Annotated in this window: 22 protein-coding genes; 14 read left to right on the top strand and 8 right to left on the bottom strand. The window is 74.3% G+C overall.

What is annotated here, in order from left to right; genetic code table 11:
• Window positions 1–1,200: a methyltransferase domain-containing protein gene (locus M8C11_RS12490; RefSeq protein ID WP_252449625.1), complete on the bottom strand. Its 1,200-nt coding sequence runs from the start codon at window positions 1,198–1,200 to the stop codon at window positions 1–3.
• A gap of 254 nt (window positions 1,201–1,454) precedes the next feature.
• On the opposite strand from M8C11_RS12490, the gene groES reads away from it, so the two are divergent.
• From groES to M8C11_RS12505, 3 genes are all read left to right on the top strand, one after another.
• A complete protein-coding gene (gene groES / locus M8C11_RS12495; protein WP_018222648.1) occupies window positions 1,455–1,769 on the top strand; it encodes a co-chaperone GroES in 315 nt (104 codons plus the stop codon).
• A 70-nt stretch (window positions 1,770–1,839) separates the two neighbouring features.
• The gene (gene groL / locus M8C11_RS12500) at window positions 1,840–3,486 is read left to right on the top strand and encodes a chaperonin GroEL (RefSeq protein ID WP_252449626.1); all 1,647 of its coding nucleotides are present in this window, start codon (window positions 1,840–1,842) and stop codon (window positions 3,484–3,486) included.
• A gap of 123 nt (window positions 3,487–3,609) precedes the next feature.
• Window positions 3,610–5,328: a sulfite oxidase gene (locus tag M8C11_RS12505; RefSeq protein ID WP_252449627.1), complete on the top strand. Its 1,719-nt coding sequence runs from the start codon at window positions 3,610–3,612 to the stop codon at window positions 5,326–5,328.
• 188 nt (window positions 5,329–5,516) lie between these two features.
• Here the strand turns inward: M8C11_RS12505 and M8C11_RS12510 are convergent, their stop codons facing one another.
• Window positions 5,517–5,900: a WhiB family transcriptional regulator gene (locus M8C11_RS12510; RefSeq protein ID WP_030501539.1), complete on the bottom strand. Its 384-nt coding sequence runs from the start codon at window positions 5,898–5,900 to the stop codon at window positions 5,517–5,519.
• Window positions 5,901–6,152: 252 nt separating this feature from the next.
• Here M8C11_RS12510 and M8C11_RS12515 point away from each other — a divergent pair, with 252 nt between their 5' ends.
• Window positions 6,153–6,971, top strand: a complete 819-nt coding sequence (locus M8C11_RS12515; protein ID WP_252449628.1) for a response regulator transcription factor — start codon at window positions 6,153–6,155, stop codon at window positions 6,969–6,971.
• Between the two features lie 12 nt (window positions 6,972–6,983).
• On the opposite strand, the gene M8C11_RS12520 is transcribed toward M8C11_RS12515, so the two are convergent.
• On the bottom strand, window positions 6,984–7,388 hold the full coding sequence (locus tag M8C11_RS12520; protein ID WP_120573145.1) for a DUF5319 domain-containing protein: 405 nt from the start codon (window positions 7,386–7,388) through the stop codon (window positions 6,984–6,986).
• Between the two features lie 197 nt (window positions 7,389–7,585).
• On the opposite strand from M8C11_RS12520, the gene guaB reads away from it, so the two are divergent.
• From guaB to M8C11_RS12540, 4 genes are all read left to right on the top strand, one after another.
• Window positions 7,586–9,148 carry an IMP dehydrogenase gene (gene guaB, locus M8C11_RS12525; protein ID WP_252449629.1) on the top strand — a complete coding sequence of 521 codons (1,563 nt, stop codon included), beginning with the start codon at window positions 7,586–7,588 and terminating at the stop codon, window positions 9,146–9,148.
• A gap of 30 nt (window positions 9,149–9,178) precedes the next feature.
• Entirely contained in the window at window positions 9,179–10,297 is a 1,119-nt protein-coding gene (locus tag M8C11_RS12530; protein ID WP_121683703.1) for a GuaB3 family IMP dehydrogenase-related protein, read from the top strand.
• A gap of 98 nt (window positions 10,298–10,395) precedes the next feature.
• Window positions 10,396–11,790 carry a M1 family metallopeptidase gene (locus M8C11_RS12535; RefSeq protein ID WP_252449630.1) on the top strand — a complete coding sequence of 465 codons (1,395 nt, stop codon included), beginning with the start codon at window positions 10,396–10,398 and terminating at the stop codon, window positions 11,788–11,790.
• 88 nt (window positions 11,791–11,878) lie between these two features.
• On the top strand, window positions 11,879–13,333 hold the full coding sequence (locus M8C11_RS12540) for a M1 family metallopeptidase (protein ID WP_252449631.1): 1,455 nt from the start codon (window positions 11,879–11,881) through the stop codon (window positions 13,331–13,333).
• Window positions 13,334–13,337: 4 nt separating this feature from the next.
• Here the strand turns inward: M8C11_RS12540 and M8C11_RS12545 are convergent, their stop codons facing one another.
• Window positions 13,338–14,438 (bottom strand): LCP family protein, encoded by a 1,101-nt coding sequence (locus M8C11_RS12545; protein ID WP_252449632.1) that lies wholly within the window; start codon window positions 14,436–14,438, stop codon window positions 13,338–13,340.
• 139 nt (window positions 14,439–14,577) lie between these two features.
• Between M8C11_RS12545 and M8C11_RS12550 the strand changes: the two genes are divergently transcribed.
• Entirely contained in the window at window positions 14,578–16,260 is a 1,683-nt protein-coding gene (locus M8C11_RS12550; RefSeq protein WP_252449633.1) for an FAD-dependent oxidoreductase, read from the top strand.
• A 79-nt stretch (window positions 16,261–16,339) separates the two neighbouring features.
• The gene (gene guaA / locus M8C11_RS12555; protein WP_252449634.1) at window positions 16,340–17,896 is read left to right on the top strand and encodes a glutamine-hydrolyzing GMP synthase; all 1,557 of its coding nucleotides are present in this window, start codon (window positions 16,340–16,342) and stop codon (window positions 17,894–17,896) included.
• A gap of 6 nt (window positions 17,897–17,902) precedes the next feature.
• Here guaA and M8C11_RS12560 read toward each other — a convergent pair whose 3' ends face one another.
• The gene (locus M8C11_RS12560) at window positions 17,903–18,247 is read right to left on the bottom strand and encodes a PspC domain-containing protein (RefSeq protein ID WP_252449635.1); all 345 of its coding nucleotides are present in this window, start codon (window positions 18,245–18,247) and stop codon (window positions 17,903–17,905) included.
• 144 nt (window positions 18,248–18,391) lie between these two features.
• Here M8C11_RS12560 and M8C11_RS12565 point away from each other — a divergent pair, with 144 nt between their 5' ends.
• From M8C11_RS12565 to M8C11_RS12575, 3 genes are all read left to right on the top strand, one after another.
• Window positions 18,392–19,339: an NUDIX hydrolase gene (locus M8C11_RS12565; protein WP_120573154.1), complete on the top strand. Its 948-nt coding sequence runs from the start codon at window positions 18,392–18,394 to the stop codon at window positions 19,337–19,339.
• Window positions 19,340–19,498: 159 nt separating this feature from the next.
• On the top strand, window positions 19,499–20,410 hold the full coding sequence (locus M8C11_RS12570; protein ID WP_252449636.1) for an NUDIX hydrolase: 912 nt from the start codon (window positions 19,499–19,501) through the stop codon (window positions 20,408–20,410).
• A gap of 345 nt (window positions 20,411–20,755) precedes the next feature.
• Window positions 20,756–21,670: a phosphatidylcholine/phosphatidylserine synthase gene (locus tag M8C11_RS12575; RefSeq protein WP_252449637.1), complete on the top strand. Its 915-nt coding sequence runs from the start codon at window positions 20,756–20,758 to the stop codon at window positions 21,668–21,670.
• Window positions 21,671–21,730: 60 nt separating this feature from the next.
• On the opposite strand, the gene M8C11_RS12580 is transcribed toward M8C11_RS12575, so the two are convergent.
• The 3 genes from M8C11_RS12580 to M8C11_RS12590 form a co-directional block, all read right to left on the bottom strand.
• On the bottom strand, window positions 21,731–22,978 hold the full coding sequence (locus M8C11_RS12580; RefSeq protein ID WP_128138448.1) for a phosphatidylserine decarboxylase: 1,248 nt from the start codon (window positions 22,976–22,978) through the stop codon (window positions 21,731–21,733).
• A gap of 154 nt (window positions 22,979–23,132) precedes the next feature.
• On the bottom strand, window positions 23,133–23,576 hold the full coding sequence (locus M8C11_RS12585; protein WP_252449638.1) for a hypothetical protein: 444 nt from the start codon (window positions 23,574–23,576) through the stop codon (window positions 23,133–23,135).
• Window positions 23,573–25,477 carry a PspC domain-containing protein gene (locus M8C11_RS12590; RefSeq protein ID WP_252449639.1) on the bottom strand — a complete coding sequence of 635 codons (1,905 nt, stop codon included), beginning with the start codon at window positions 25,475–25,477 and terminating at the stop codon, window positions 23,573–23,575. Before M8C11_RS12590 ends, M8C11_RS12585 begins: the two co-directional genes overlap by 4 nt.
• A gap of 176 nt (window positions 25,478–25,653) precedes the next feature.
• On the opposite strand from M8C11_RS12590, the gene M8C11_RS12595 reads away from it, so the two are divergent.
• Complete coding sequence (locus M8C11_RS12595) at window positions 25,654–26,904, top strand: ATP-binding protein (protein WP_252449663.1); 1,251 nt, start codon at window positions 25,654–25,656, stop codon at window positions 26,902–26,904.

The following is a 26,904-nucleotide window of genomic DNA, read 5'->3' on the forward strand; positions in this document are numbered from 1 at the left end:
TCAGCCGCCGGCCGGAACCGGCCGGCAGACGAGCACCGTGGGGTCGCCGGCCACCCGGGTCAGCGCCAGACCGGCCGCCTCGTCGCCGGACAGTCGCAGGTCGCGGCGCAGCTTCTCCGGCTCCAGCGCCGACCCGCGCTTACGGATTTCGACCCGGCCGACCCGCCGCTCCCGGAGCAGGGCGCGCAGCCGCTTGAGCGAGAACGGAAGCACGTCGGTGATCTCCAGACAGCGGGCGAACGGGGTGGGCCGGGCCTGGTCGCCGTACAGGTAGGCGATCGACGGGTCGGCGAGCGTGGCGTCGAGGTCGGCGGCCAGCTCGGCGACCAGGTGCGCGCGCACCACAGCCGGATCCGGGTCGTAGAGGAACCGCCGGACCGGTCCCACCGGCGCCTCCTGCGCGCCCGTGCCGGTGAGGAGCGACACCGCGTCGTCGCGCTCGCGCAGCACCGTGGCGCGGCGCGGGACCTCGGCCAGCTCGCCGCACCACAGCGCCGCCTCGACCAGGTCGCCGTCCACGCTCACCCACTCCGCCTCGGCGCCGCCCGGGATGAGCGCGTGGTCCAGCCCGGGCGCCACCTTCACCACCGTGCGCGGCACCCGCGCGGCCAGGCCGGTGACGAAGTCCCACGGCGGCGAGTAGGCATTCGGGTCGAAGACGCGCCGCCCGGTGCCCGCCCGCCGCCGGGCCGGATCGCAGAACACCGCGTCCACCCCGGTCACGTCGAACGCCGTGGCGTCACCACAGGAGACCGTCACCAGATCGGCGAGCCCGGCCGCCTCGGCGTTCGCGGCGGCCATCGTGGCGGTCACCGGGTCGGCCTCCACCGCGTACACCCGGATGCCGGCGCGGGCCGCGGCGAGCGCGTCGGCCCCCAGGCCGCACCCCAGGTCGGCCAGCGTGGTCACGCCCGCGGCGCGCAGCCGTGCCGCGCGCCGGTCGGCGACCACGCGGCGGGTCGCCTGCTCCAGCCCCGCCCGGGTGAGGAACATCCCGGCCGCCGCCGCGCCGAACTTGCCGGCCGCCCGGCGGCGCAGCTCGGCCTGGGTGAGCGCCGCCGCCGCGAGCCCGCCGGGAAGGCCGGCCGAGCGCAGCGCGGCCGCCGCCGCCAGCGGGTCGCCGCCGGCCACCCGCTCGGCCGCGGCGAGCGCCGCCGACCCCTCGGGGGTACGCAGTGCGGCGAGCTGGTCGAGATCCACGCGCTCATTCTCCCGGCCCGGTTCCGGCGCGACACGGAGGGCGACGCGTTGGCACTCTCCTTGACGGAGTGCTAGCCGAGGAATAACCTGCGATTAGCACTCTCACCCTGAGGGTGCCAACACCCGAGCCTCGTGCCCGGGGGTTGAGCGCCAGGCGGACCGGCACCCGCGACGACGGCCCCGCCCGGTGGCATGTGGCAGATTGACGCTGGTCGGCATGCCGGCCGGCAACGACACCAAGTACCCGGGAGGGTATGCCCGTGACTACCGCGACCAAGGTTGCGATCAAGCCGCTCGAGGACCGCATCGTGGTCCAGGCGAACGAGGCCGAGACCACCACCGCCTCGGGCATCGTGATCCCCGACACCGCCAAGGAGAAGCCGCAGGAGGGCACCGTCCTCGCTGTCGGCCCGGGCCGGATCGACGACAAGGGCAACCGCGTGCCGATCGACGTGAAGGTCGGCGACACCGTCCTCTACTCGAAGTACGGCGGCACCGAGGTCAAGTACGCCGGCGAGGAGTACCTGGTGCTCTCCGCCCGCGACGTCCTCGCGGTCATCGAGAAGTAAGCAACCGATCAGTGTCGTTGCCCCGGTCCGGCTCGCCGGGCCGGGGCAACGTCGCTTCGAAGGGATACTGATGGCGAAGATCCTCAGCTTCTCGGACGACGCCCGGCACCTGCTCGAGCACGGTGTCAACGCCCTCGCGGACGCGGTGAAGGTCACCCTCGGCCCGCGCGGGCGCAACGTCGTCCTGGACAAGAAGTTCGGTGCGCCCACGATCACCAACGACGGCGTGACCATCGCCAAGGAGATCGAGCTCACCAACCCGTACGAGAACCTCGGCGCGCAGCTGGTCAAGGAGGTGGCGACCAAGACCAACGACGTCGCCGGCGACGGGACCACCACCGCCACCGTGCTGGCCCAGGCCATGGTCCGCGAGGGCCTGCGCAACGTGGCCGCCGGCACCAACCCGATCGGCCTGAAGCGGGGCATCGACGCGGCGGCCGCCAAGGTCTCCGAGGCGCTGCTCGGCAAGGCCGTCGAGGTCGCCGGCAAGGAGTCGATCGCGCACGTCGCGACCGTCTCCGCGCAGGACGCCGCCATCGGCGAGCTGATCGCCGAGGCGATGGAGAAGGTCGGCCGCGACGGCGTCATCACCGTCGAGGAGGGCTCCGCGCTCACCACCGAGCTGGAGGTGACCGAGGGTCTGCAGTTCGACAAGGGCTTCATCTCGCCGAACTTCGTCACCGACCTGGAGGCGCAGGAGGCGGTCCTGGAGGACCCGTACATCCTGATCACCACCCAGAAGATCTCGGCGATCGAGGAGCTGCTGCCGCTGCTGGAGAAGGTCCTCCAGAACAACAAGCCGCTGCTCATCGTCGCCGAGGACGTCGAGGGCCAGGCCCTGTCCACGCTCGTGGTCAACGCGCTGCGCAAGACCGTCAAGGTCTGCGCCGTCAAGGCCCCCGGCTTCGGCGACCGCCGCAAGGCGATGCTCCAGGACATGGCGATCCTGACCGGCGCCGAGCTGGTCGCCCCGGAGCTGGGCTACAAGCTCGACCAGGTCGGCCTGGAGGTGCTCGGCACCGCCCGCCGCGTCGTGGTCGACAAGGAGAACACCACTGTCGTCGACGGTGGCGGGCAGGCCTCCGAGGTCGCCGACCGGGTCGCGCAGATCCGCAAGGAGATCGAGGCCTCCGACTCCGAGTGGGACCGGGAGAAGCTGGCCGAGCGGCTGGCGAAGCTCTCCGGCGGCATCGCCGTGATCAAGGTCGGCGCGGCCACCGAGGTCGAGATGAAGGAGCGCAAGCACCGCATCGAGGACGCCATCGCCGCGACCAAGGCCGCGGTCGAGGAGGGTACGGTCCCGGGTGGCGGCGCCGCCCTGGCCCAGATCCTGCCGGTGCTCGACGACGACCTGGGCTTCACCGGTGACGAGAAGGTCGGCGTCTCGATCGTGCGCAAGGCGCTCGTCGAGCCGCTGCGCTGGATCGCGCAGAACGCCGGCCACGACGGCTACGTGGTGGTGGAGAAGGTCGTCGGCCAGGACTGGGGCAACGGCCTCGACGCCGCCACCGGCGAGTACGTCGACCTGGCCAAGTCCGGCATCATCGACCCGGTGAAGGTGACCCGCAACGCGGTCAGCAACGCCGCCTCGATCGCCGGCCTGCTGCTCACCACCGAGAGCCTCGTGGTGGAGAAGCCGGCCGAGCCGGAGCCGGCCGCCGCCGGTGGGCACGGCCACTCGCACGGTCACGGCCACCAGCACGGCCCGGGCTTCTGACCCGAAGAGCACGCCCGACGTCAGGGCACACCGCCGACCCGGTGGTGTGCCCTGACGCGTATCTGCTTACGGAACGCTGACGACATTGGCAGCCGGCCCGGCGGGTCGACCAGACTGGACGCCGTGAGCACCCTCTCCCGCCGCCGCGCGGCGACGGCCGGTGTCGTCGCCACCGTGGTGGCCCTCGGCACCGCCGAACCCGTGGCGGTCCTGACCGGTCCCCGGTCCGCTCCGCTCGTCGCCGTCGGCGGACTCGTCGTCGACCTGGTCCCCGAGCCGCTCAAGCAGTTCGCCATCGACGTCTTCGGCACGTACGACAAGATCGCCCTGCTGGTGGGGACCGCGCTGCTGCTGGCCGCCTTCGGGGCGCTGCTCGGCCTGACGGCGGCCCGGCGGCTGGTGCTCGGCCTGGCCGGGGTCGCCGCGTTCACGGTGCTCGGCGTCGCCGCCGCGCTGACCCGGGCCGGCGCCAACGCGTTCGACGCGCTGCCCGCCCTGGTCGGCGGCGGACTCGGCGCGCTGACGCTCTGGGCCTTCGTGGCCGGGCCGCTGAGCGCCGATCCGGCGCGCCGGGAGCGGTCCGGGCGGGATCGGTTCGACGCGGTGCGACGCGACCGGGCCGGGACCGATCCGGCGGAGCGCGGGACGGAGCCGGCGGACGGTGACCGGGCACCCCGCGCCACGCCGCCGTCCGCGCCGCCCCCGGCGGTCGCCGCGCTCGCCCGCGAGGGGGAGACCCCCGGCGGCTGGGAGCCGGTCCGGCACGACGACGACGCGGAGTCGCGGCGGCGGTTCCTGCGTGGCGCCGGGCTGCTCACCGGCGCGGCGGCGGTGGCCGGGCTGGGCGGGCACTGGCTGGCCGGCCGGCGCGGCGTGTCGGCGGCCCGGGAGGCGGTGACGCTGCCCGCCCCGGCCGCCCCCGCACCGCAGGTGCCGGCCGGAGCGGACCTGTCGCTGCCCCGGCTCGCGCCGTACGTCACGCCGAACCGGGAGTTCTACCGGATCGACACCGCGCTCGTGGTGCCGCAGGTCGATCCGGCCACCTGGCGGCTGCGCATCCACGGTCGGGTACGCAACCCGATCGAGCTGAGCTTCGACGACCTGTTGGCCCGCCCGATGGTCGAGCGGTACGTGACGCTCGCCTGCGTCTCCAACGAGGTGGGCGGCGACCTGATCGGCAACGCGCGGTGGCTCGGCGTGCCGATCGGGGAACTGCTCGACGAGGCCGGCCCGGAGGACGGCGCGGACCAGGTGGTCGGCCGCGCGGTGGACGGCTGGACCTGCGGCACGCCGACGTCGGTGCTGCGCGACGGGCGGGACGCGCTGCTCGCGGTCGGCATGAACGGCGAGCCGCTGCCGATCGAACACGGTTTCCCGGTGCGGATGGTGGTGCCCGGCCTCTACGGGTACGTGTCGGCCTGCAAGTGGCTCACCGAGCTGGAGCTGACCAGCTTCGCCGACTTCGACGCGTACTGGGTGCCGCGCGGCTGGTCCGCGCAGGGCCCGATCAAGACGCAGTCCCGGATCGACACGCCCCGGCCCCGCAGCCGCCCGGCCGCCGGCCCGGTGACGGTGGCGGGCGTGGCGTGGGCGCAGCACCGTGGCATCCGCCGCGTCGAGGTACGCGCCGACGGCGGCCCGTGGCAGGAGGCGACGCTCGCCCCGGCGGTGTCGGCGGACACCTGGGTGCAGTGGTCCTGGCGGTGGGACGCGACGCCGGGCGAGCACACGCTCCAGGTCCGGGCGACCGACACGGCGGGCGAGACCCAGACGGAACAGCGCGCCCCGGTCGCCCCCGACGGCGCGACGGGATGGCACACCGTAAGAGTCACCGTCGCCTGACCACCAACCGCCGCGTGGCGGCATCATCTCCTTGATCAACACCAGCTCCCCGAAGTGGTGGCATCAGAGGCTCCGCGATATGGCCACTTCGCCGAGCTGGTGTTGATCACGCGGGGGCGGGCCGGGGCGGGACGACACGACGCCGCGCCCCGGGGTCCGGGGCGCGGCGTCGGGGGTAGTGGAGCCGGTCAGGCGACCTTGCGCTGGTCCGGCACGGCGGTGTTGTGCGGGCGGCCGAGGCGCGCCTCCAGCCGGGCGATGTCCACCCGGGTCTGCCGGCGGTCGGCCAGGTCCTCCCAGCCGAGCGCGAGCAGCCGCAGCCGCTCGGACTCGCTGAACCCGCCCCAGACGCCGTACGGCTCGCGCACGGAGAGCGCGTGCGCGGCGCACTCGGCGCGCACCGGGCAGGCGCGGCAGACGGACTTGGCGCCCATCTCGCGGCGGAGCCGGGAGGAGCCGCGCTCGCCGTCCGGGTGGAAGAACTGCGCGCTGTCGCGGCCACGGCAGGCCCCGAGCCGCTGCCAGTCCCAGAGCTCGTCGATCGGTCCAGGCAGCCTACGTACGTTCGACATCAGCACCCCTCCTCCCGCGCGGCACCGCGGAGAATGTTCGTGGCCAGCTACCGGGCGGCGGTCCGCGCGGGATGCCGGTTCCGGATGAACCCCTCGGTACCCGAGCGGTCCGCGCCTCACACATCTGTGATCGAAAACCTCGGACACTCGGCGGCATATGCCCCATCTGTCGGAAAAGTTCGGATGATTGCCCGGAACCCCCTCCCGACCCCACCTCCGCATGGTCTGCTCTGAGTCGGAGAGGAGACCACTGTGCGTAGTGTTCTTGTGTGCGTTCGGACACCATTGGCGGCCCAGCATCTGACCTCCGCGGCGGCGCGGCTCGGGCTGTCCGGCGTCGTCCGGACGGCCGTCTCCGATCCGGAGGTGATGTTGCGGCTCGCCGAGCGTCCGGTGGACGTGGTGCTCGCCGACACCGCCCTGACCCGGCCGGACAGCGCCGGCTTCGTCCGGCGGGTGCTCGCCCGCGCCCCGCAGGCGGCGGTGCTGCTGCTCGGCGCCGAGGAGTCGGAGTCGGCGGCGGCCACCATCAGCGCCGGGGCGCGCGGGCTGATCCAGAACGCCGACCACGACCTGACCAGCGCGGTCGCCAAGGCGCTGCTGCTGCTCTCCGCCCCCGGCCGGAGCAACCGGCACCGGGTGGCGGACACCGCCCGGGACGCGGCGGCGGTCGGCGGGCCGACCCGGTCGGCGGCGCCGGGGCGTACCCAGGGTGGGCCCGGCTGGCCGGCGCCGGCCCCGGTGGACGCCGCGGGCCTGCCCACGGTGGTGCCCGTGCAACGGGGCGAGGACCCGGACGACCCGGCGGCGGCCGACGGCGCGGAGGCGCCCCGGACGGGCGCGGCCCAGCGGCCGGCGCGGACGCCGCGCAGCGCGATCGGGCTGACCGAGCGGGAGCTTCAGGTGCTGCTCGGCATGGCCGAGGGCAAGAGCAACGCGGAGATCGGGCGGGAGCTGTTCGTCTCCGAGGACACGGTCAAGACGCACGCCCGGCGGCTGTTCCGCAAGCTCGGCGCGCGCGACCGGGCGCACGCCGTGGCGGCCGGATTCCGGGCCGGCCTGGTCGCCTGACCCCGGCGGGAGTCACTCCGACGCGGAGTCGTCGGTGCCCTCGGTGAGGGTGTCGTGCACGCCGTCGGCGTAGCCGCGGGCGTAGTCCCAGCTCACGTAGTGGTCCGGGTCCGGGTCGTAGGCCGGCTCGTGCACCCGGGGACGCCCCGAGTTGAGCAGGTGGCGCAGGTTGCCGCGCAGCAGGTCCCAGTCGAAGTAGTGCGGCTCGCGGCAGTCCTCGCACTCGATCACCAGGCCGCGCACGCCGATCGGCTGGAGCAACGCCTGGTAGATCTCCAGATCGGCGAGATCCTCCAGGACGTCCTGGCGCTCGACCTCGGTCAGCGGGTCGAGCGCGTCGTCGTCGCCGGGATCGTGCAGGCCGGCAGCCGGATCGGCCGGGTCGCCGTTGAACGGGTCGATGGGCTCGTCGTGCACCCCCTCACCGTAGACCCCGAGCCGCCGGAAAGCCCGCCCCAGCCCGTGCTGTGGCCCGGCCTACCCTCGGGCCCGCCGCTGCCCGGGCCGGGACGGGTAGGTGGGTACGATGAGGCGACGCGCCGTCACCAGGCGCCTGCCGGTGCCCCCGCGCGCCGCCTCGCTGCAGCCCGTTCGACCAGCTCAGGGGAGCAATCGTGGAGAATTCGCCCAGCACCGAGATCCCGGCCGGCACCGACGGCGGGGAGCTGGGTGGTCATCTGCCCGAGCTGCCGGCCGGTTCGGCCCGGGTGGTGCCGCTCGGGCTGACCTTCGACGACGTACTGCTCCAGCCGGGCGAGTCGGACGTCGTGCCCAGCCGCGTCAACACCCGCACCCGCCTCACCCGCAACATCGAGCTGACCGTGCCGCTGCTGTCCAGCGCGATGGACACGGTCACCGAGGCGCGGATGGCGATCGCCATGGCCCGCCAGGGCGGCATCGGCGTGCTGCACCGCAACCTCTCCGTCGAGGACCAGGCGCTCCAGGTCGACCTGGTGAAGCGCTCCGAGTCCGGCATGATCACCAACCCGGTGACCGCCAGCCCGGACGACACGCTGCGCGAGGTCGACGCGCTCTGCGGGCGCTACCGCATCTCCGGCGTGCCGGTGGTGGACGGGCAGGGCCAGCTGGTCGGCATCGTCACCAACCGCGACATGCGGTTCGTCTCCGACCCGGCCACGCCGGTGCGCGAGATCATGACCCGCACCCCGCTGATCACCGCCCCGGTCGGCGTGAGCAAGGACGACGCGCTCGGCCTGCTGCGCCAACACAAGATCGAGAAGCTGCCGATCGTGGACGCGGGCGGCAAGCTGCGCGGCCTGATCACCGTGAAGGACTTCACCAAGAGCGAGCAGTACCCGAACGCCACCAAGGACGACGCGGGCCGGCTCCGGGTCGCCGCAGCGGTAGGCGTGGGCGAGGACGGCTACAAGCGGGCCCGCGCGCTCGTCGACGCCGGCGTGGACGTCGTCATCGTGGACACCGCACACGGCCACCAGCGGGCCGTGCTGGAGATGGTCGCCCGGCTCAAGCGGGACGTCACCATCGACATCGTGGGCGGCAACATCGCCACGTACGCGGGCGCGAAGGCGCTCGTCGAGGCCGGCGCGGACGGCGTGAAGGTGGGCGTCGGCCCGGGCGCCATCTGCACCACCCGGATCGTCGCCGGGGTCGGCGTACCCCAGATCACCGCGATCATGGAGGCGGCCCGCGCCGCCCGCCCGGCCGGCGTGCCGGTGATCGGCGACGGCGGCATTCAATACTCCGGCGACATCGCCAAGGCCCTGGTGGCCGGCGCCGACACGGTGATGCTCGGCAGCCTGCTCGCCGGCTGCGAGGAGAGCCCCGGTGAGCTGATCTTCATCAACGGCAAGCAGTACAAGGCGTACCGGGGGATGGGCTCGCTCGGGGCGATGCAGTCGCGCGGCCAGGGCAAGTCCTACTCCAAGGACCGCTACTTCCAGCAGGACGTGCTCGCCGAGGACAAGCTGGTCCCGGAGGGCGTCGAGGGTCAGGTGCCCTACCGGGGTCCGCTGTCCGCCGTCGCCCACCAGCTCACCGGCGGGCTGCGCGCCGCGATGGGGTACGTGGGCGCGGAGAGCATCCCGGAGCTGCACCGGCGTGGCCAGCTCATCCGGATCACCGCGGCCGGGCTCAAGGAGAGCCACCCGCACGACATCCAGATGACCGTCGAGGCGCCCAACTACCACTCCCGCTGACCCACCACCCCCAACCACCTGGAGTCCCCCATGCGTGACGTGGTCGAGATCGGGCTGGGCAAGACCGCGCAGCGCGGCTACCACCTGGACGACATCGCCATCGTGCCGAGCCGCCGCACCCGGGACGTCGACGACGTCTCCACCGCGTGGCAGCTCGACGCGTACCAGTTCGGCATCCCGTGCGTCGCGCACCCCTCGGACGCGACCATGAGCCCCGCCTCGGCGGTCCGGCTCGGCCAGCTCGGCGGCCTCGGCGTGCTCAACGTCGAGGGCCTCTGGACCCGGTACGAGAACCCGGTCAAGATCCTGGAGGAGCTGGCCGGACTCGGCGAGGACGCGCGGGCGACCAAGCGCCTCCAGGAGGTCTACGCCGAGCCGATCCGGCCCGACCTGATCGCCGAGCGGGTACGCGAGCTGCGCGAGGGCGGCGGCACGGTGGCGGTGCGGGTCTCCCCGCAGCACACCCTGGCGCTGGCCCCGGTGATCCTCGACGCCGGCGTGGACATCCTGGTCATCCAGGGCACGCTGGTCTCGGCCGAGCACGTCTCCACCACCGACGAGCCGCTGAACCTCAAGGAGTTCATCGCCGACCTGGACCTGCCGGTCGTCGTGGGTGGCTGCACCGACTACAAGACGGCGCTGCACCTGATGCGTACCGGCGCGGCCGGCGTGATCGTGGGCATCGGCGGCGACGACTGGTCGACCACCGAGTCGGTGCTCGGCATCCGGGTGCCGATGGCCACCGCCATCGCCGACGCCGCCGCGGCCCGCCGCGACTACCTGGACGAGACCGGCGGCCGGTACGTGCACCTGATCGCCGACGGCGACATGCAGACCTCCGGCGACATCGCCAAGGCGCTCGGCTGCGGCGCGGACGCGGTGATGCTCGGCGAGCCGCTGTCGCTCTGCGAGGAGGCCCCGGCCGGCGGCGCCTGGTGGCACTCGGCGGCCAGCCACCCGTCGCTGCCCCGGGGCGCGTTCGAGGTGGCCGGCGAGCCGCTCGGCTCGATGGAGAAGCTGCTGTTCGGCCCGGCCGACGAGCCGGACGGCCAGCTCAACCTCTTCGGCGGCCTGCGCCGCGCGATGGCCAAGTGCGGCTACCGCGACCTGAAGGAGTTCCAGAAGGTCGGACTGGTCCTCGACCGCTGAGCACCGCTGAGTACCGGCTGAGCACCGCACGACGGCGCGGGCGGCGGCCCGGACGTGTTCCGGCCCCGCCCGCGCCGTCGCGCGTCTAGGCTCGCCGGGTGAGACGGGGGCGGGTCTGGGCGGCAGGGCTGGCGGCGGCGGCGCTCGCGCTGGGCGGCTGCACCGGCGGCGACGAGCGCGGGTTCCGGCCGGGCGCGGCGGACGCCGGTGACCCGTACGTGCCGGGTGCCGGCAACGGCGGCTACGACGTGGGCCACTACGCGCTGGACGTGCGCTACGACCCGGCGAGCGACCGGCTCACCGGCACCGCCACGCTGACCGTCACCGCCACCCGCGCGCTGTCCCGGTTCCAGCTCGACCTGGCCGGGCTGGACGTCGAGCGGGTGCGGGTCGACGGCGAGGTGGTGAAGCACCGCCACGACGGCGCCGAGCTGATCGTCACCCCGGCGAACGGGCTGCCGTCCGGGCGGCGGTTCACCGTCGAGGTCGCGTACGGCGGGGTGCCGCAGCCGCTGCCGAACGCCGAACTGGGCGACGGCGGCTTCCACGCCACTGCGGACGGCGCGATAGCGCTCGGTCAGCCGGAGTCGGCGAGCACCTGGTACCCGGTGAACGACCACCCGTCGGACAAGGCCACCTACGACCTCGCGGTCACCGTGCCGGACGGGCTCGCCGCGCTGTCCAACGGCGTGCCGGAGGGCCGGACGTCCAGCGGCGGCTGGACCACCTGGCGCTGGTCCGAGCGCGCGCCGATGGCCAGCTACCTGAGCACGCTGGTGATCGGCGACTACCGGGTCAGCAGCGGCACCCACGCCGGCAAGCCCATCGTCACCGCCGTCGCCGCGGCGCTGCCCGCGGACGGGCCGGCCGCCGCGTCGGTGGCCCGCACCGGCGAGGTCGCCGACTTCCTGGCAGGGCGCTTCGGGCCGTACCCGTTCGAGGCGTACGGCGGCGTGGTGGTCGCCGACGAACGCATCCGGTACGCGCTGGAGACGCAGAGCCGTCCGGTCTACGGGCCGGCGTTCTTCCGCGGCGACCGGCCGAACACCGAGGTGGTCGCGCACGAACTGGCCCACCAGTGGTTCGGCGACAGCGTCTCGGTGGCCCGGTGGAGCGACATCTGGCTCAACGAGGGCTTCGCCACGTACGCCGAATGGCTCTGGGCCGAGCACGACGGCGGGCGCACGGTGGCGCAGACCGTCGCGCAACGGTACGCGGACACCGACTGGTCGAAGCCCACTGTCGACCCGGGCCGGGCCGGGATGTTCGGCGACGCGGTCTACCAGCGGGGCGCGCTCGCGGTGCACGCGCTGCGCCGCGCGGTGGGCGACGAGACGTTCCACCGCGTGCTGCGCGGCTGGCTGGCGCAGCACCGCGACGGCAACGTCACCACCGCCGATTTCGTCGGGTACGCCGAACGCACGTCGGGGCGGCCGCTGCGGGCGCTGCTGGACGCCTGGCTGGTCGGCGGCACGCCGCCGGGACTGCCGTGACGCACGCGTGACCGCCGCTGGGTAGGCTGCCGCGTCGGAGCGGCCCGTGGGCGGTGGCCGCCGAACGGCCCCGGGAGGGATCGAGGCGATGACGCGGCGCGGCGCACGACGACTCGGGTTGCTGACCTGCGGCACGCTGCTGGTGGCCGGCTGCGGTTCGGCCGAGCCGGACCCGGGTCCGTCGACCCCGGCCGGCCCGGCACCGGCGACCTCGCGCAGCTTCGCACCGGGCGCGGCCGGTGCCGGCGATCCGTACTTCCCCAGCTACGGCAACGGCGGGTACGACGTCGCGCACTACACGGTCAAGGTGCGCTACGACCCGGAGACCGACAAGCTCAGCGGCACCACCACGCTGCGGGCCACCGCGACCGCCGACCTGTCCGCGTTCAACCTGGACCTGGCCGGGCTGACCGTCCGGTCGGTCACAGTGGACGGCGCCGCCGCCCGGCACAGCCGCACCGACGACGAGCTGGTGATCACCCCGGCCATCGGGCTGACCTCCGGCAACGGCTTCACCGCCGAGATCCGGTACGACGGCCGGCCGGAGCCGCTGCGGAACGAGGCGCTGGGCGAGGGCGGCTGGCTGCACACGACCGACGGGGCGATCGCGCTCGGCCAGCCGGAGTCGGCGAGCACCTGGTTCCCGGTCAACGACCACCCGTCGGACAAGGCCACCTACGACATGGAGATCACCGTCCCGAAGGGACTGACGGCGGTCTCCAACGGCGTGCCGAAGGGTAGGTCGACGAGCGGCGCATGGACCACCTGGAAGTGGTCGGAGACCGCCCCGACGGCCAGTTACCTGACCACCGTGGCGATCGGGAAGTTCCGGGTCACCACCGGGGAGCACAAGGGACGGCCGGTCTACAGCGCGGTCACCACCCAGGTGGCGCAGGGCGCGCCGGACCGGTCCCTCGCGCGCACGGTCGAGGTCGCCGACTACCTGGAGAGCGTCTTCGGGCCGTACCCGTTCGACGCGTATGGCGGCGTGGTGATCGCCGACGACCGGATCCGGTACGCGCTGGAGACGCAGAGCCGCCCGGTCTACTCGGCGAGCTTCTTCCAGCAGGGCGACAACACCGGCGTGGTCGCGCACGAGCTGGCCCACCAGTGGTACGGCAACAGCGTGTCGATCCAGCGCTGGCAGGACATCTGGCTCAACGAGGGGCTGGCCACGTACGCCGAGTGGCTGTGGGCGGAGCACAGCGGCTCCACCACCGTGCAGCGCACGTTCGAGCAGAAGTACGCGAACGCCGGCGGGCAGGTGTGGCGTACGCCGCCGGGCAAGCCGGGCGTGGCGAACCTGTTCAGCCGCTCGGTCTACGACCGGGGCGGGATGACTGTGCACGCGCTGCGCGTGGCGGTGGGCGACACCGCGTTCTTCACCATCCTGCGCACCTGGGCCGCGGAGCGGAAGAACGGCAACGCCACCACCGCCGACTTCGTGGCGCTGGCCGAGCGGATCACCGGCAAGAAGCTGGCGAAGGTCTTCGACCCGTGGCTGTACGGCACCGAGCGCCCGCCCGCCCCGAAGCCGCTGTAGCGCCTCAGTTCTTGACGCGCAGCGACGGGTGGGCGGCCAGGAACGCGTCGGCCCGTCCGCCGCGCAGCGCGGTGAGGAAGTCGCGGCCGAGCGGCTTGAGCTGTTCACCCCGGTAGGCGCCGCCGCTGCTCACTCCGGCGCCGGGCAGCACGACGAGCGTGAGCCGGTCGGCCGGCAGGCCACCCAGGGCGTACGCGAAGTCGATGAGCTTCCGGCCGCCACCGGCGTACACCAGGGTCTTGCCCAGCGCGGCCACCACCTGTTCGACCCGCTGCGGGTCGCGGGCGGTGCCCTGGTCGACGATCTTGCGGGCCAGCGCCCGGAGCAGTTGCTGCTGGTGCCGCTGCCGGGTGTAGTCGCCGCCCGCGGTGTAGCGCTGCCGCGCGAAGTCGAGCGCCTGCCAGCCGGTCAGGTGCCGGGTGCCCTTCTCGTAGACCATCTGCGGCCCGACGTACCCGCCGCCGGTCAGGGTCCGCATGGTGCCGTCCGGGCGGCGGTGCCGGGACTCGACCCGCTGGTCGACGTAGAGGTCCACCCCGCCGAGCGTGTCCACCAGCTTGTCGAAGCCGCCGAACGTGATCACCGCCCCGGCGTCGATGCGCAGCCCGGTGTAGCGGGAGACGGTGGTGCGCAGCAGCTCGTACCCCTGGGCGGTGCTGGGGTTGCGCTTGTCGCCCGGCACCCGGCTGCCGTAGCTCATCGCGTGGGTGAGCTTGGTCCGGCCGCCCGGGTAACGGGCCTTCGGGTAGGCGGGGATGTCCACGACCAGGTCGCGGGGGAGCGAGTAGAGGTACGCCCGGTCCAGCCCGGCCGGTACGTGCAGCAGCAGCACGGCGTCGGCGTGCGGCTCCCAGCCGGGGATGCTGACCCGGGTGTCCACGCCGACGAGCAGCAGGTTGAGCGGGCCCTTCAGGTCGGCGCCGGGCGGCGGCGTCGGGCTGGCGGTGGTCGGGGCGGGCGTGGGCGAGGCCGGGGGTGCGGTGGTCGGGCCGGCGACCGGGGCGGCCGGGCGGTTCGCCACCAGCCGGGTGGTCACCACCGCTCCGGTGGCCACCAGCAGCGCCGCCACCAGTGCGGCCAGGCCCAGCAGGCGTCGTCTCGTCACGTTCGTTCCTCCCCGTGGATTCGACGCGCCAGGGCGGCCCACGGGTTGCAGCGGCGGGAATCCCGGCGATCGAGCGCTCTGCATGATGTGCGAAAAAGCCTCGTTGGCGCTATAGCTACTCGTCGGTAATGATGCGTCCATGCGCTACGACGTGGTCGTCATCGGGTCCGGGTTCGGCGGCAGCGTCACCGCGCTGCGGCTGGCCGAGAAGGGTTACTCGGTCGGCGTGCTGGAGGCCGGCCGGCGCTTCGCCGACGACGAGTTCCCGCGTACGTCCTGGCGGGCGCGACGGTTCCTCTGGGCGCCCCGGCTCGGCTGCTTCGGGCTCCAGCGGATCACGCTGCTGCGCTCGGCCGACCGCAAGGCCGGCGGCGGCGTGCTGGTGCTCTCCGGCGCCGGTGTGGGCGGCGGGTCGCTGGTCTACGCGAACACGCTCTACGAGCCGCTCGACGCGTTCTACGCCGACCCGCAGTGGCGGGACATCACCGACTGGCGCGACGAGCTGGCCCGCCACTACGACCAGGCAAAGCGGATGCTCGGCGTCACCACGTACCCGATCGACACCCGCGCGGACCAGGCCGTGCGCGCGGTGGCCGAGCGGATGGGAGTGGCGCACACCTACCACCCGACGCCGGTCGGGGTGCACATCGGGCGCCCCGGCGAGCGGGTGGCCGACCCGTACTTCGGCGGGGCCGGGCCGGACCGCACCGGGTGCAGCCACTGCGGGTCGTGCATGACCGGCTGCCGGCACGGCGCCAAGAACACGCTCGTGAAGAACTACCTCTGGCTGGCCGAGCGGCTCGGCGTGCAGGTGCACCCGCTGACCACTGTGACCGCCGTACGCCCCGACCCGGCCGGCGGCTACGCCGTGCACACCGAGCGCACCGGCGCCTGGCTGCGCAAGCGGCGCGAGGTGATCCACGCCGACCAGGTGGTCTTCGCGGCCGGCGCGCTCGGCACCCAGCGGCTGCTGCACGAGATGAAGGCGACCGGCGCGCTCCCGGCGCTCTCGCCCCGGCTGGGCGAGCTGACCCGCACCAACTCCGAGGCCATCCTCGGCGCCTCGGTGGCGCCCGGCGCGGCCCGCCGGCGCGGCCTCGACTTCACCGAGGGGGTGGCGATCACCAGCTCGTTCCACCCCGACCCGCAGACCCACATCGAGCCGGTCCGCTACGGCAAGGGCTCCAACGCGATGGGCCTGCTCCAGTCGCTGCTCGTCGACGGCGGTCCCCGCCGGGTCCGGCGCTGGCTGGGCAGCATCGTCCGGCAGCCCGCGCTGGCGGCGCGGATGCTGTCGGTACGCCGCTGGTCCGAGCGCACCGTGATCGCGCTCGTCATGCAGTCGGTCGACAACTCGCTGACCACCCGCTACCGCAAGGGCCGGCTGGTCTCCGGCCCCGGCCACGGCGCGCCCAACCCGACCTGGATCCCGGCCGGCAACACGGCGGCCCGGCTGCTCGCCGAGGAGATCGGCGGCACCCCCGGCGGGGCGGTCACCGAACCGTTCAACATCCCGGTGACGGCGCACATCCTCGGCGGTGCGGTCATCGGCGCCACCCCGGACGCGGGCGTCATCGACCCCTGGCACCGGGTGTACGGGCATCCGGGGCTGCACGTGGTGGACGGCGCGGCGGTCTCGGCGAACCTGGGCGTCAACCCGTCGCTGACGATCACCGCACAGGCCGAGCGGGCCATGTCGTACTGGCCGAACAAGGGCGAGGCCGACCCGCGCCCGGCGCTCGGGTCGGCGTACACCCGGGTCGAGCCGGTCCCGCCGCGGCGGCCGGCCGTCCCCGCGCACGCCCCCGCCGCGCTGCGCTGAGCGGCCGTCACAAGGTTCACCCCGCCACACCGCCGGGGCGCGTCCGCGCGGCCGGTGACTGTCGGTAGGCTTTGCGCACATGAGCACGCCTCGCCCCGTCCTCGTGGTGGACTTCGGAGCCCAGTACGCCCAGCTCATCGCGCGCCGTGTCCGCGAGGCGAAGGTCTACTCGGAGATCGTCCCGCATTCCATGCCGGTGTCCGAGATGCTGGCCAGGAACCCGGCCGCGATCATTCTGTCCGGCGGCCCGTCCAGCGTCTACGCGCCGGACGCGCCGCAGATCGACGCCGGGATGTTCGACGCCGGGGTGCCGGTCTTCGGCATCTGCTACGGCTTCCAGGCCATGGCGCAGGCGCTCGGCGGCACCGTCGCGCGCACCGGGAACCGCGAGTACGGCGGCACCCCGCTGCGCCCGCGCCTGACCGAGCCCGGCGTGCTGCTGCGCGACCTGCCGGCCGACCTGCCGGTCTGGATGAGCCACGGCGACTGCGTCACCGAGGCTCCGGACGGCTTCACCGTCACCGCCGAGTCGGCGGGTGCCCCGGTCGCCGCGTTCGAGGACGTGGCCGGCCGCCGGGCCGGCGTGCAGTTCCACCCCGAGGTGGGGCACACCGCGCACGGCCAGGAGATGCTCACCCGCTTCCTGTACGACATCGCGGGCATCGAACCGACCTGGACGCCGTCGAACATCATCGACGAGCAGGTCGCCCGGATCCGCGAGCAGATCGGCGACAAGGAGGTCATCTGCGGCCTCTCCGGCGGCGTCGACTCGGCGGTCGCCGCGGCGCTCGTGCACCGCGCCGTGGGCGACCAGCTCACCTGCGTGTTCGTCGACCACGGCCTGCTGCGGGCGGGTGAGGCCGAGCAGGTCGAGAAGGACTACGTGGCGGCGACCGGCATCAAGCTCAAGGTGGTCGACGCCCGGGAGCGGTTCCTCGGCGCGCTCGCCGGGGTGACCGACCCGGAGCAGAAGCGCAAGATCATCGGCCGGGAGTTCATCCGCGTCTTCGAGGCCGCCGCCCGGGAGATCGCCGCGCACGGCGACGTGGAGTTCCTCGTGCAGGGCACGCTCTACCCGGACGTGGTCGAGTCCGGCGGCGGCACCGGCACCGCCAACATCAAGAGCCACCACAACGTGGGCGGCCTGCCCGAGGACCTCAAGTTCTCCCTGGTCGAGCCGCTGCGCACGCTGTTCAAGGACGAGGTCCGCACGATCGGCCTGGAGCTGGGGCTGCCCGAGGCGATGGTGTGGCGGCACCCGTTCCCCGGCCCGGGCCTGGCCATCCGGATCATCGGCGCGGTCGACGAGGAGCGCCTCGCCGTGCTCCGCAAGGCCGACCTGATCGCCCGGCAGGAGCTGACCGCGGCCGGTCTGGACCGGGGCGTCTGGCAGTTCCCGGTGGTGCTGCTGGCCGACGTCCGCAGCGTCGGGGTCCAGGGCGACGGGCGCACCTACGGTCACCCGGTGGTGCTGCGCCCGGTCTCCAGCGAGGACGCGATGACCGCCGACTGGTCCCGGCTGCCCTACGACGTGGTGGCCCGGATCTCCACCCGGATCACCAACGAGGTCGCCGAGGTCAACCGCGTGGTCCTGGACGTCACCAGCAAGCCGCCGGGCACCATCGAGTGGGAGTGACGCGGCTCAGGCCGCCGGCGGCGTCTGCGGTCCGGCCTCCGGCGCGGCCGGCGCCTGCGGCCCGCCCGGCGTAGCCGGCGGGACCGGCGGCCACCCGGGCGCGGTGCCCGGCGGGTGCGGCCACGCGGGTGCGCCGGCCGGCTCCTCGGGCATCAGGAACCACATGATCGGGTACGCGAGCGCGGCGAGCCCGCCGGTGAGCACCGTGGCGGTCGCGAAGACCACCCGGATCAGCGTGGGGTCGGCGGCGAAGTAGCGGCCGAGGCCGCTCGCCACACCGGCGATCATGCGGTCGCTGACCGGTCGGCGGAGCTGCTTGTACGGGGCCTGGGAGGGGTTCGGGAAGGTCATGGGTCAACGGTCCCGCGCGCCGCGGCGGCCGACCTCGGTGACCGCCCGGACACTTACCCTGACCCATCCCTGAGGCGCCAGCCAAGAGTCAGGAATCTGACTCTTTTCGATCTCGGTAACCCGGTCCGGGGAGAATTTGCTCCCGTGACCACCTCGCTGGAGCCGCTCCGCAGGATCGCGGCATACGCAGTTTGTGCTGATTCAAACGGCCGAGTGTTGCTGGTCCGCGCATCGGAGCGCTCCGGCACCCCCGGCACCTGGTCGCTCCCCGGAGGAGCGGTCGACCACGGTGAGGACCCCAAACACACGGTCGTACGGGAGACCGCGGCCGAGACCGGGCTCTCGGTGGCGGTCGCCGGCCTCCAGGACGTGCTCGCCGACATGCGGGCGCTGCCCGAGCGGCGCATCACGATCCACACCGACCGGCTGCTCTACACCGTGTCGGTCCGCGGCGGGACGCTCACCGAGCGGGTCGACCGCCCGACCGACCTGGCCCGCTGGTTCACCCTCGACGAGGCCCGGGAACTGCCGCTGCGGTCGTTCACCGCGCGTGCCCTGGGCCTGCCCACCTCCACCGACGACATCGTGCCGGAGGAGGTGCCCGAGTTCCCCTCGTTCTACGCCGTCCCCGGCCCGGACGGGCTGCACCGGGCGCAGCGCTTCGCCGCGTACGCGGTGGTGACCGACCCGGAGGAGCGCGTGCTGCTGACCCGGGTCTCCGACGGCTACCCGGGCGCCGGCTGCTGGCACCTGCCCGGCGGCGGCACCGACTACGGCGAGCAGCCGGGCGCGGCGCTGATCCGGGAGCTGGTCGAGGAGACCGGCCAGACCGGCCGCCTCGTCGAGCTGCTCGGCGTGGCCAGCCACCGGGACGCCGCCTCGCTCGGCCCGGAGGGCTACCCGATCGACTGGCACGGCGTACGCGCCTTCTACCGGGTGGTGGTCGACCAGCCCGCGCCGCCCACCGTGGCCGACATCGGCGGCTCCACCTGCGAGGCCCGCTGGTTCCGCCGCGAGGAACTCGGCGCCCTCCCCACCGACCGCCTCACCGAGGTGACAGCCGAAGCGGTCCAGGCCGCCCACCTCCTCTAACCCCACCCCGGCGCCCCCACCCGTGCGCCCCACCCCGGCGCCCACCCCGGCGATCATGAAGTTGACGGCGCGAAATGTCCGCCTCGGTACCGCTAACCTCATGATCGACGGAGTGGGACGCGGGGAGTGCGCGGGGGCGCGCGGGCGGGGGAGGGTGCTGTGGAGCAGCTGCGGCGGGTCGGGGCCTACGGGGTGCTGCGGGACTCCGAGGGGCGGGTGTTGCTGGCGCGTGGCTCGGCGAAGTGCCCGTACCCGGGGGTGTGGCAGTTGCCGGGCGGCGGCGTCGAGCACGCGGAGCACCCGGCCGACACCGTGGTCCGCGAGTTCGCCGAGGAGACCGGCCTGACCGTCGTGCCCGGCGCGATCCGGGCCGCGGTGGCCGACGTGGTCGCGTTCGCCGACCTGGGGATCGCGCTGCACACCGACCGGCTGATCTTCGACGTGGAGGCGCGCGGCGGGCGGCTGCGACCCGAACCGGCCGGCGGCAGCGACGAGGTGGCGTGGTGCACGCCCGAGGAGGCGGCGGCCCGGCCGCTGATGCCGTTCACCGCCGAGCTGCTCGGCCTGCCGGTGACTCCGCTGCCGGCCGATCTGCCCCGGGCGCTGCCCGCCGAGCCGACCGGACCGGCAGTCGACCGCCGGCAGCGCTTCGCCGCGTACGGGCTGGTCACCGACCCTGCCGACCGGGTGCTGCTCACCATGATCGCCGACGGCTATCCGGGCGCGGGCCGCTGGCACCTGCCCGGGGGCGGCACCGACCACGGCGAGCAGCCCGCCGCAGGGCTGCTGCGCGAGCTGGTCGAGGAGGCCGGGCAGCTGGGCCGGGTGGTCGATCTGATCGCCGTGGACAACCTGCACAACCCGGCCGCGCTCGGCCCGGAGGGCCGCCCGCTGGACTGGCACGGCGTCCGGGTGATCTACCGGGTACGCGTGGACGCGCCGACCGACGCGGTGGTGACCGAGCTGGCCGGCGGCTCGACCGCGCGGGCCGCCTGGTTCGCCCCGGAGCAGGTCACCGGTCTGTCGATGACCGACGTGGCGGCCCGGGCCACCGGGCAGCGGGTGACCTGAATCGCTCGCCGAGCCGCCCCGGGTGGCCTCCGGTACAGTCGGAAGTACGGCTGACCGACAAAAACGGGCGTTGAGGCCCGAGATGGGAATGAGTGGGCGGTTCGCGCGGTTAAGGGAGATATAAGTACCGCCGGCAGCTATCGCCAAGCCCCTGTCCCCTGTGCAATGGTGTACTCCGCAAAAGGGCTGCCGGACCCGAAAGGTCCGGCACGAGACAGCCGGACACCCGCCCCGCAGTGGGCGGCCAGCCGATCCGGTGATGGAGGAAACGTGCCGAGAGCCCCATGGCGCCGGCGTCGTACGACTGACAGTCCGCGCCCCGCAGGGCGTCGCTGGGCGGGCAGGTTGCGCCGCAGCAGTACGTTCGCCCGCCAGGTGCTGCTGGTCCGGGTGGGCCGCCGGGACGGCGCGACCGTCTCGGGGACCGACCTGGTCACCCCCGACCACCGTTACGCCGACCGCCAGCGCCTCCGCTACGGCCGGCTCGACACCGACATCGAGACGGTACGCCCGATCAGCCCGGCACTCGCCCCGGCCGCCCCGGTCGACGACGAGTCCCCGGCGATGTCGATCCCGCTCCTGCCGGGTGAGCGCACCGCCGCCCGCCGGGCCAAGTTCGCGCTCGTCAACGCGTGCACGCTGAGCAGCCTCATGCTCGGCATGCTGGCCATCTTCCTGGCCATGCGCGGTGACGTGCAGATCGCCGCGATCTGCCTGATCGCGTGCGTCGCGTTCGACGGCCTCGACGGCGCGCTGGCCCGCAAGCTCGGTGTGGCCAGCCCGTTCGGCGCGCAGATGGACTCGCTCGCCGACATGTGCTCGTTCGGCCTCGCCGCGCCGGTCGTGGTCTACGCCTCGCTCGCCGGTTCGGCGCCCCCGGCGGCCGCCGCGGTGTCCTGCGCGCTCGTCGCCGCCTGCGCAGCGGTCCGGCTCGCCCGGTTCAACGTCTCGCCGAAGGACGGCCGCTTCTTCTGCGGCGTGCCGACCACCATGGCGGCAGCGGTGCTCGCACTGACCGTGGCCATCGGCGTGCCGGTCCCCGGCCTGGTCATGGTGGCCGGCGTCGCGCTGCTCGCCTTCGCCATGGTGTCCAGCTTCCCGTACGCGAAGCTCGCCCGGCTGCTGAAGCTGCCGCCGTGGCTCTGGCTGGCCCCGGTGGTCGGCGCGCTCGTCGACATCCGGCTCACGTTCGCCCTCGTGGTGGTGGGCTACCTGGTCAGCGGGCCGCTGCTCTGGCTGCACCAGCGCCGTACCGCCTGATCCTGGCAACGACAGAAGGGGCGCCGCGAGAGCGGCGCCCCTTCTTCGTGTCCGGCGCCGTCAGCGCCAGCGGGCGATCACCGTCGCGCCGCCGACCACCTTGTCGCCCGGACCGACGAGCGGGTCCGCGGCGTCGGCCGGCAGGTAGACGTCGGTACGCGAGCCGAACCGGATCAGGCCGAAGCGCTCGCCCCGGGCCAGCAGCGACCCGACGGGCGCCCGCTGCACGATGCGGCGGGCGATCAGCCCGGTGCGCTGCGCCACCACCACCGTGCCGTGGTCGGTGTCCAGCACCGTGTACGCCGCCACGTTGTGCTCGGCGTCCGGCTTCATGGCGTTGACGAACCCGCCGTCGGCGACGAAGTAGTCGACCACCTTGCCGGCCACCGGGGCGCGGTTGACGTGCACGTCCAGCACCGACAGGAAGACCGCGATCCGCAGCCACTCGCCGTCACCGAAGCGCTCGTCCTGCAGGCGCTGCACGGACAGCACCTGACCGTCCGCCGAGGCGACCACTGCCGACGGGTCCTCCGGCACGTCCCGCTCCGGGTCGCGGAAGAACGCGGCCACCGGCGCGGCGGCCAGCGCCGGCAGCAGCCACAGCTTCGACTTCGGTCGCGCGGCCCGGGCCAGGGCGGCCAGGCCGAGCGTGATGCCCGCGGCGGCCACCCCGTTCGAGTCGATGTGCATGCCCCGGGTCAGCGGCACGCTCGACGGCCGGTACGCCGGGGACAGCGAGGCCGCGAGCGCGACCGGCGCCGGGGTGAACCGCAGGTGGTGCACGCGTACCGGCGGGGTGTTGCGCAGCACCAGGTCGGTGCGCACGCCGTGCAGCACGCCCTGCCGGTCCAGCTCGCCGTCGGCGCCCTCGGTGCGGAACAGCGGCGCGGCGACGCTCAGCACCGCGCCCTCGGCGAGGTACTTCGCCAGCCCGTCGACAGCGGCGCGGGCCTCGTCCGCGGTGCCGGTGAACGGCTCGGCGACGACCACCACCGCGGCGGCGTCCGCCTCGGCGAGGGTGTCGACCACGCGTACCCGGTCGGCGACCCAGCGGCCCTGCGCGGTGACGTGTTCGCGCAGCGCGGCCGCTGCGGCGCCCTCCGCCGGCACCACGGTGAGCCGGTCGCCGGGGAGCAGCGCCTCGATCGCGGCGGCCAGCACCGCGGACTCCGGGGTCGCGCCGACCAGCAGGCCGGCCTTCGGGTCGTTACGCCGGGCGAACTCGCTGACGAGCGTGCGGGCGGCGCGCTCGCCGATGCGGACCGCACCGGAGGGACCGGTGACGCGCACGGCGGGGGACTGGGTCATGTCGGACGGGCTCCTGACGAGATAGCGAACGGACGGGGCGGCTCCGGCGACCCGACCGGCGGCTCCGGCGTGTCGGGGGCGTGGGCCGGCCGGCGGAGGCGAGATCTCCGCCGACCAGCATAGGCCGCGTCCGAAGGGCGCCGCAGTGGCGCGGTCAGGCCGGATCCCCCGGCGTACGGCGTTGCGGAGCCGCCTCGTCGGCCGGTGGATCGAGCGGCGGCAGTTCGCGGGTGGCCGGCTCCGAGGAGTCCGTGGTGGCCTCGGTGGCCCACTCGTCGGCGGCGTCGGGCCTCTCCGCGCCGGCCGCCGTGTCCACGCCACCGGCTGTCTCCACGCCACCGGGCGTCTCCACGCCGGCGGCGGGGGAGCCGTACGGCGCCGAGACAGTGACCTCCGGCGCGGGCTGCTCCGGTGCGCGGCCCGAGCGCAGCGCACCGATCAGTCCGAGCAGCCCGATCAGCACCAGCCCGCCGGCCAGGAACCAGCCGACCGGGGGTACGGAGAGGCCGAGGATCCGGGCCAGCAGCCACCAGACGGACAGGCCGAGGAAGACGAGTCCGAAAGCGAACGACACGATGTCGGTACGGTGTGCCTTCACCGGGTCACCTCCAGCTTGCCGGCGTTCACGTGGACGTAGAGGCGCAGCTTGCCGCCACCGGGACCGTCGGCGCCCGCGTCGGTGGTCTCCCACTGACGGCCGCCGAGCCCGCCGCTGCGCCGGCCGAAGACCGTGGCGTCGCCGGCGTTCACGTCGGCCACCGTGGTCACGTCGACGTTCGGCGGTACGACCACTGTCGCGTTGCCGAGGTTCACGTCGACAGTCACCTGGACGTCCTGCTTGTCGAAGTCGATCCCGCGCAGGTCGAGCGTCGCGTCACCGAGGTTGTTCTCGTACCGGTCGGCCAGGTCGCGCAGGTCGGTCGGCGCCCAGGTGACGTTGCCGTCGATGCCGCGTACCCGGTCGTAGGACTCGGCGACCGTGGCGATGCCGAGGGCCGCCGCTGTCACCAGGCCCAAGGCGATCAGCCAGCGCGCCCGGCCGAACCAGGTGCCGACGAGCAGACCGAGGCCGATGGTGGCGAGCACCGCGGCGAAGTAGCCGGCGGCGCCGACCGGGAAGACGTCGAGCAGGTCGAGCATGGCCACCACGCCGAGCGCCAGGAAGATCAGCGAGAACGTGATCGCGCCGAGCGGGGAGCGCTCCTTGGGTCGCTTCGGCGGTCGCGGCGGCCGGACCGGTGGCGGGACGGGCTGCGATCCGGCGTAGGGGCCGTGCGGGGCGAACGGCGGCCGGTAGCCGCCGGGCGGCAGCGGTGCGCCCACCGGCGCGGGCGGCGGCACGGCGGGCGGCTCGTCCACCCGGGTGCCCGCGTCCCGTGCGCCGGGCCAGGCCGGGTTCGTGCCGTAGGCCGGCCAGGTGGCGGTGTCGGCGACCGGGCCGGTCACCTGCTGCATCGCGACCGTCGCCGGCTCGGACGGGCCCGGCCGGGTGCCGGCCGCGGCGGGCCAGCCCGGCGCCGGGAGCGTCGGGTAGCCGGTGGCGGGCCCGGGACGGCCCGGCTCGCGCTCCGCGTCGGACGTCGCCGGGTGCCCCGGCTCGGCCGGCGGGGCCGGCGGGTAGCCCGGCTCGACCGACGGCGCCGGCGGGAAGCCGGGCTCGGACGCGGACGCCGGTGGGTAGCCGGGCTCGGAGGCGGGCACCGGGGGATAGCCCGGCTCGGGTCGGCCGGGCGGCGGGTAGCCGGGCTCGGCGGGCAGGCCGCCGGACGGCGCCGCCCCGGGGTGGCCCGGTCCGGCGGGAGTACCGGTCCACTGCGCCGCGGGGGGAGCCGCGGCCCACGTACCCGGCGCCGGGGCGGGCGGCGCGGGCCAGGCCACCGGTGGCACCGGACCCGGCGCGGGGCCGTGCGGCGGCGCAGGCTGGGCCGGCCGCTGCGCCGGGCCGCGCTGCTCGCGGTTGAGCAGGAGCGCGCCGCCGATCAGGATCACCGCGCCGAGCAGGATCGCCCGGAACCCGTCGGTGACGACGTAGGCGAAGCCGAGCGCCACCACGATGCCGAGCACGATCACCGTGATCGGGGACATGCTGGACCGGCCCCGGCCGAGCATGGCCTCCACCGGCGAGGCGGTGTCGCCCTCGCCGGGGATGATCAGCCAGCCGGCGACGTACACGATGATCCCGATGCCGCCGAAGAAGCCGAGCACAGCCAGCAGCACTCGCCACAGCACCGGGTCGGTGTTCGTGGCCCGGCCGATGGCGGCGCACACCCCGGCCAGGTAGCGGCCCTCGCGGGGGCGTACCAGGCCGTACCGGGTGGTGAAGCCGGCGGCGCCGGGCGGTGGGGCGTACCCACCGGGTGGCGGACCGGCGAACGGCGTGCCGCCGCCGGGCGGCGGGGTGGCCTGGTCGGTGGCGGGCGCCGGTCCCGGCGGGGGCGGCGGCGGGGTGTCCTGTGCTGCCGCCCAGGGGCGGGGCGGACGGGCAGCGTCCTCGTTCATGCCTTCGATACTGCTGCCCCGGCCGCCCGAGCAGCCTCCGGACCCGACCCTGACCCCACCCTGAGATCCGCCGCCGGTGAAACTCCGGGGCGTCCCCGTGGTCCGGGGTGTCGCCGCCGTGTGACGATCGGAGCGTCGGCGCCGCCGGCGCGTCCGCCTCGACCTGGGAGCCTCCGATCAGCAGCACCCCCGCCCCGCACGCCCCGCGCCTCTACCGGGCCACCGACCACCGGCTGGCCGCCGGGGTGGCCGCGGGCATCGCCGAGCACCTGGGCATCCCGGTGCTGCGGGTGCGCGTGGCGTTCATGGTGCTGCTCGGGCTGAGCGGGCTCGGGCTGCTGCTCTACGCCGCCTTCTGGGCGGTGGTCCCGCCCCGCCCCGGCGACACCGCCGTCCCGCCCCGCCGCGACCTCGCCCAGCTGCTGCCGTTCGTGGTGATCGGGCTCGGCGTGCTGCTGCTCCAGGTGGTCGCGTTCAACTCGGTGGGCGCGGCCGGCACGGCCGGCTGGCTGGTGGCGATCATCGCGGTCGGCGCGGGCGTCATCTGGCACCAGTCCGCCCCGGAGCGCCGCCGGCAGTGGGGCGACTCGGCGGTGCCCTGGCTCGGCGCGGTGGTGGAGGAGAGCGACAGGCGCGCGTTCGTGCTGCGCTTCATCGGCGGCGGCGTGCTCGTCGCGGTCGGCATCATCGGCGTGGCGGCCGTCTACTCGCCGGCGCAGAACTTCGACGCGGTGCTCAACGGCGTGATCTTCGCGCTGGTCGGGCTGGCCGGCGTGGGTGTGGTCACCGGTCCGGTGCTATGGCGCACCTGGAACCAGCTCCGCTCCGAACGGGAGGGCCGCATCCGGGAGCAGGAGCGCGCCGAACTGGCCGCGATGGTGCACGACCAGGTGCTGCACACGCTGGCCCTGATCCAGCGCAACGCCACCGACGTCAAGACGGTGCAGCGGCTGGCCCGCGGCCAGGAACGCTCGCTGCGCAACTGGCTCTACAAGCCGGCCGCCTCGCCCACCGAGCGCTTCGCGGCCGCCCTGGAGCAGGCCGCCGCCGAGGTGGAGGACACGTTCGCCATCACGGTCGAGGTGGTGGTGGTCGGCGACCGGGAGACCGACGAGCGGGTGGGTGCCATCGTGGCCGCCGCCCGGGAGGCCCTGGTCAACGCGGCCCGGCACGCCGGTGTGCAGACCGTGTCGCTGTACGCCGAGGTGGAGCCGGAGCAGGTGAGCGTGTTCGTCCGGGACCGGGGCAAGGGCTTCGACCCGGATACGGTGGAGAATCACCGGCACGGCGTCCGGGGCTCGATCATCGGACGGATGAAGCGGCACGGCGGCCGGGCGGAGATCCGGTCCGAGCCGGGGGAAGGGACCGAGGTCCGGCTGATCCTGCCGATCAGCGGCTCCGGCTCCACGGCGGAAAGGGACAAGTGA

Origin of the sequence: Micromonospora sp. CPM1 (assembly GCF_023896895.1) — a bacterium.
In the GTDB taxonomy this organism is placed as follows: domain Bacteria; phylum Actinomycetota; class Actinomycetes; order Mycobacteriales; family Micromonosporaceae; genus Micromonospora; species Micromonospora tulbaghiae.

Bases quoted from the DNA above. Each gene is read 5' to 3' on its own strand.
- groES (WP_018222648.1), top strand. From the start codon at position 1,455: ATGCCCGTGACTACCGCGACCAAGGTTGCGATCAAGCCGCTCGAGGAC.
- groL (WP_252449626.1), top strand. From the start codon at position 1,840: ATGGCGAAGATCCTCAGCTTCTCGGACGACGCCCGGCACCTGCTCGAG.
- M8C11_RS12510 (WP_030501539.1), bottom strand. From the start codon at position 5,900: ATGTCGAACGTACGTAGGCTGCCTGGACCGATCGACGAGCTCTGGGAC.
- M8C11_RS12530 (WP_121683703.1), top strand. From the start codon at position 9,179: ATGCGTGACGTGGTCGAGATCGGGCTGGGCAAGACCGCGCAGCGCGGC.
- M8C11_RS12540 (WP_252449631.1), top strand. From the start codon at position 11,879: ATGACGCGGCGCGGCGCACGACGACTCGGGTTGCTGACCTGCGGCACG.
- M8C11_RS12550 (WP_252449633.1), top strand. From the start codon at position 14,578: ATGCGCTACGACGTGGTCGTCATCGGGTCCGGGTTCGGCGGCAGCGTC.
- guaA (WP_252449634.1), top strand. From the start codon at position 16,340: ATGAGCACGCCTCGCCCCGTCCTCGTGGTGGACTTCGGAGCCCAGTAC.
- M8C11_RS12560 (WP_252449635.1), bottom strand. From the start codon at position 18,247: ATGACCTTCCCGAACCCCTCCCAGGCCCCGTACAAGCAGCTCCGCCGA.
- M8C11_RS12580 (WP_128138448.1), bottom strand. From the start codon at position 22,978: ATGACCCAGTCCCCCGCCGTGCGCGTCACCGGTCCCTCCGGTGCGGTC.
- M8C11_RS12590 (WP_252449639.1), bottom strand. From the start codon at position 25,477: ATGAACGAGGACGCTGCCCGTCCGCCCCGCCCCTGGGCGGCAGCACAG.